Consider the following 4892-nt stretch of genomic DNA (forward strand, 5'->3'; position numbering starts at 1 on the left):
GAGCGGCTCCACGCGTTTGTCGAGCGGTTGCGCACGTTTGTCGAGCGGTTACACACGCTTGTCGAGTGGTTGCACACATTCATCGAGCGGTTGCTCCTACTCACATATCCAAAAAAACCGCGACTCGCGCGGTTTCTTCCATAATGAAAATTAGTTCACTTCGACCCAACCATTTTTAATGGCCGTGACGACGGCTTGGGTTCGGTCGTTCACATTCATTTTTTGTAATATATTTGAGACGTGGTTTTTGACCGTTTTCTCACTGATATAAAGGTCCTCTGATATCGACCGGTTGCTTCTTCCGTCGGTCATGAGCTGCAGTACTTCACATTCTCTTCTTGTCAATAAGTGAAGTGGTTTTCGGTATTCCACGTGGGTAAACCCTTCACCTTCTCGTGAAGATAGACGGTGGTAGTCTTTCAATAGATTATGTGTCACTTTTGGATGTACATAGGACCCGCCTTCGCTCACGATTTTGATCGCATTGACGAGTTCATCTGTATCCATCTCCTTTAACATGTAGCCGAGTGCACCGGTTTTTAATGCGTGGACAACATAAGACTCATCATCGTGAATGGACAAAATAATCACGCGGACATCTGGGAAGAGGTCAATTAATTGCTGGGTGGCCTCTACACCGTTTATATTTGGCATATTAATATCCATAATGACAACATCCGGGCGATATTTCGAAACGAGATCCAAGGCTTCAGTTCCATCGTTTCCTTCTGCCACCACTCGGAAGTCATCTTCAAATTCCAAGATTCGCTTTATTCCTTCTCGAAATAATTTATGGTCATCAATCAAGACGATACTCGTCATTAACTTACCTCCTAAAAGTGCTAGTTCGATTACTGGGTTTAAGCTTCGGTTCATATTTGTTTTGTGCAACCTACAATAAGATCGGCAATCCATAAAAATAAGCTTAATTGTTTTTATAAAAAACATGTCTAGTATAACTATCGGTATTCTATGAAAAAATTAAAAGGGCCGCAGCGTTTTTTCTCTATTTTTTTACTTAATCATACTTTCAGATACAACCATCTACGCACGTGTCACTGTGTTACATTGATTGATGCGGAATGGAAATTCTCAAGCGTGTTCCTTTACCTGGGCTTGAATCGATCGATAATTCACCTCGGAGAATATCAATCCTTTCCCTCATGCCGATCAACCCAAACGAATCTTCTTTTTTTTCTGCTGGATTGAATCCTTTTCCGTCATCGATAATATGCAAATTCAATTTTTCTGGTGTATTTTCGTAAATCACTCGAATCACACTGGGTTCCCCATGCTTCAGTGCATTTTGCAAGGCTTCTTGAATCAAACGGAATGCAGCGGTTTCGAATTGCTGATTGAACCGCTCTTCTTTTCCGCGGATAACAAACTCAATTCGGACTTGATGATACTCTTCGGTCGTTGCAATATACTTTCGTAGGGTCGGAACCAAGCCGAGATCATCCAATGCCATTGGCCGGAGATCATAAATGATCCGTCGCACTTCGTATAATGCTTTTCGTACCATTTCTTTCATCGTTTTGACTTCGTTCAATCCTTGTTCGAGCCCTCGCTCACGGAACGTTTTTCCGACGATTTCTGAGCGAATCATCACATTAGCAAGCATTTGTGCCGGTCCATCGTGCATTTCACGTGAAAGGCTTCGCCGCTCTTCTTCTTGTGCATCAATGATCTTCAATCCGAATTCTTGGCTATCTTTCGCCGATTGGATCGTTTCATTAATCTCTTTAAAATCTGTCATTAAGTAGTTTAAAATAACATTCGTTTTACTCATTAAATTTTCAGATCGTTGAATACTGGTTCCCAATGACCGTATGCGTTGTTCAAGTTCCTCACGGCGTTTGATCAATCCTTCTTCTTTTTGCCGTTGCAAAACAATTTGTGTCTGCAGGCTATGTGTATGGTTGTACACTTCGCGAACTTCTTCTTCACTATATCGATCGAAGTATTTGCTAACCTCAGATAAACGCAGTCGGGAAAGCTTTAATTTTCGTTCCAGTTGATCGTTTTCATCAATTAGATTTTTTACCTCTTGTTTAATGTTCGTCAATTCTCGTTCTAAGGCCTGTTGTTGTTTACGTGCTTCTTCACCTAACGAGAAAATTTCATTTTTACTATTGCTGACCACATCAACCATTTCATTGATGATCTGATCCAATGCTTTTTCGGAATCCTGCACAGTCGACATTCAGTAGACCTCCGTTTTACCTATAACTTTCGTCGTACAAAAGTTGATTTTGGGGGGTTATTCAAATCATTTAACCTTTATGTGGTCAACCTTAAATTACTCACCATCATATCATAGTTCATACCCATTCGCCTTTACAGTTCGCTAACAAATCCTTTACTATACGTTTAATGTTCATCTTTCAGAACGATCCTTTTTCTGTTGAAAAGTGCTTGCTTCCGTATAAACAATTACTGTTTTGATGATATTATTTGTTTCTCCTATTATATTTTCCGATGCATTGGTTAAAATTACTATTCTATTTATTATTATACCGTTACTTTTGGTATTTTTTAATAGAAATCCATGATTTTTTTGCTAATTTGCATTTTCTTGTCCAATACATTGCCGTTTTTTGTCCAATTTTATATACTATAATCTTAGGAGGCTTAACTATGCTAGAAAGCTATTTAACGATTAAGGATGAGGGTGAGCATGAGATCGTCATCCAAAAATCTCGATTTATCGGTTATGTCAAACGAACAGAAACCGAAGAAGAAGCTCAACAATTCATCCAGAAAATAAAAAAGAAGCATTACCAAGCGACCCACAATTGCTCAGCATATATGATTGGGGAACAAAATCTGACCCAAAAAGCGAATGATGACGGCGAACCAAGCGGCACAGCTGGTATCCCGATGCTCGAAGTATTGAAAAAGATGGATTTAAAGGATACATGTGTCGTCGTTACGCGTTATTTTGGTGGCATTAAGTTAGGGGCAGGCGGCTTGATCCGCGCTTACTCTAGCGCTACGTCTGAAGCCATTAAGCATGTTGGAGTCGTCAGACGGTCACTGATGAAAGAGATCATCATTGAAGCTGACTATCATTTACTCGGCAAAGTAGAAAATGAACTACGGAACCAAGAGCATTTGATTGATACGATCGATTATGCCGACCGCGTGAAGTTCCATGTCTATGTTCCTATTGCTGAAACGGAATCATTTCAGCAGTGGATGACGGATTTTACCAATGCCCAAGTGAAACTTTCTGTCGGGAACGAACGTCATATGGAGGTAGATGTGTCATTAAACGAATAAGAGAGGAATTCGACGAATGAGAAAACGAACAAAAATAATGATTGGATTGCTTGTCGTCCTATTTATTAGTCTGGCAGGAATCTTTGTATATGGTCATTCAATCTATCAAGAGGCAGAAAAAGCGGTAGACGCCTCGCAGCAAAAATTGGAACGCGGCGATAAATCGGAAAAGCGTGAAGAAAAAGTTGATCCAAGTAAGGATAACGTATCGATTTTATTTATTGGAGTCGATGATAGTGATGCGCGTAAAGGCTCTTCCAGCTTGGCAGACGCACTCGTGTTAGCGACGTTTAATAAGAAAGAAAACTCGATTAATCTAGTAAGTATTCCGAGAGATTCCTACGTGGATGTGCCGTACCGAACTGAAAAGGACAAAATTACCCACGTCCATGCGAAAGCCGGATTGGATGAAACCGTCGATACAGTCGAAGGCTTACTCGATGTTCCAGTCGACTATTATGTACGCTTGGATTTCGAAGCATTCGTCAAAGTTGTTGATACATTGGGCGGCATACCGTTTGACGTTCCGTACTATATGGAAGAATCCAATAGCCAGGACGAGAAAGGTTCCATCGTTTTACAGCCTGGCGAACAACAATTGACCGGTGAAGAAGCACTTGCGATTGCTCGAACGCGGAAATATGATAACGACTTGATGCGCGGTCAACGTCAAATGGAATTGTTGGATACCATCTTGAAAGAAACGATGTCCATTTCCAATATTACAAAGTACGGCGACTTGATCGAAGACATCAGCAATCATTTAACAACGAATATGCCGTTTAATGAAATGGTTAGCCTTCACAGTTATATAACGGATATGAATGGAGTCCAAATGGATAAGAAGCAATTGGATGGAAATAACTTAATGAAAAACGGTGTATATTACTTCGAGTTGGAAAATGAAAGTGTTGAAACGATCCAGAAAGATTTAAGAGAACATCTAGATCTTCCGACTTCAGTGGCCGATTCGACAGAACAGAAAGAAATAAACAATTCAGGTAGTTAATTCTTGAAAAACATGAAATTTAACAAAAACCTGCAAAGTTTTTAAAACCTTCCGTTCGGGAGGTTTTTTTATGCAAAAAAAAGACCACCAACACGGATGTCGGTGGCAAAAAGATAGCGTCTAAATAAAACCTTATGATCGAGGTTAACTCTATTGTAATACAGGTGGATGCGCTTTACAATACATGACTTATTGAGAAATAAAATAAAAAATGATTGTTAAAATACAATGATAGTTATATTTTTGTTCATGTTATTATAATTAATGTTTGTTTATAACTATTATAATTAATTTTCTATTTTAAAGGATTTTTTAAACATAGGTAATAAGAACTAAGATTAGTTCTTAAACCTTTTTTTATAAGCATACGCTTTCAAAACCGTAAAAAGCTGTTCTATCGCGGTTTTTAGCTATATCAATATTGAACAACTTCATTTGAACGAATCCGATAGACATCTCATCAGACAATTATTCATATAATTTTCAAACTATTCTAGGTATTTTTTATCTTACAAATTTTGATTCTAAATACTCAATAAATTCAAACTCTTTTCCGTTATACTATTAAATGTTACTAAATTTTCCAAGGAGGAATTAA

At 38.6% G+C, this 4892-nt stretch carries 4 protein-coding genes; 2 read left to right on the forward strand and 2 right to left on the reverse strand.

Annotated elements, in window-relative coordinates; all coding sequences use genetic code 11:
- Positions 1-150 precede the first annotated feature (150 nt).
- Together FPQ10_RS12320 and FPQ10_RS12325 are read right to left on the reverse strand one after the other, a co-directional pair.
- On the reverse strand, positions 151-822 hold the full coding sequence (locus FPQ10_RS12320; protein ID WP_186278682.1) for a response regulator: 672 nt from the start codon (positions 820-822) through the stop codon (positions 151-153).
- A gap of 241 nt (positions 823-1063) precedes the next feature.
- Positions 1064-2206 carry a sensor histidine kinase gene (locus tag FPQ10_RS12325; protein WP_144163797.1) on the reverse strand — a complete coding sequence of 381 codons (1143 nt, stop codon included), beginning with the start codon at positions 2204-2206 and terminating at the stop codon, positions 1064-1066.
- Positions 2207-2640: 434 nt separating this feature from the next.
- Between FPQ10_RS12325 and FPQ10_RS12330 the strand changes: the two genes are divergently transcribed.
- Positions 2641-3285 (forward strand): YigZ family protein, encoded by a 645-nt coding sequence (locus FPQ10_RS12330; RefSeq protein WP_144163798.1) that lies wholly within the window; start codon positions 2641-2643, stop codon positions 3283-3285.
- 16 nt (positions 3286-3301) lie between these two features.
- Entirely contained in the window at positions 3302-4294 is a 993-nt protein-coding gene (locus tag FPQ10_RS12335) for an LCP family protein (protein WP_144163799.1), read from the forward strand.
- The last annotated feature ends 598 nt before the right edge of the window (positions 4295-4892 follow it).

It is taken from the genome of Allobacillus sp. SKP2-8 (assembly GCF_007559355.1).
Classification (GTDB): domain Bacteria; phylum Bacillota; class Bacilli; order Bacillales; family Alkalibacillaceae; genus Allobacillus; species Allobacillus halotolerans.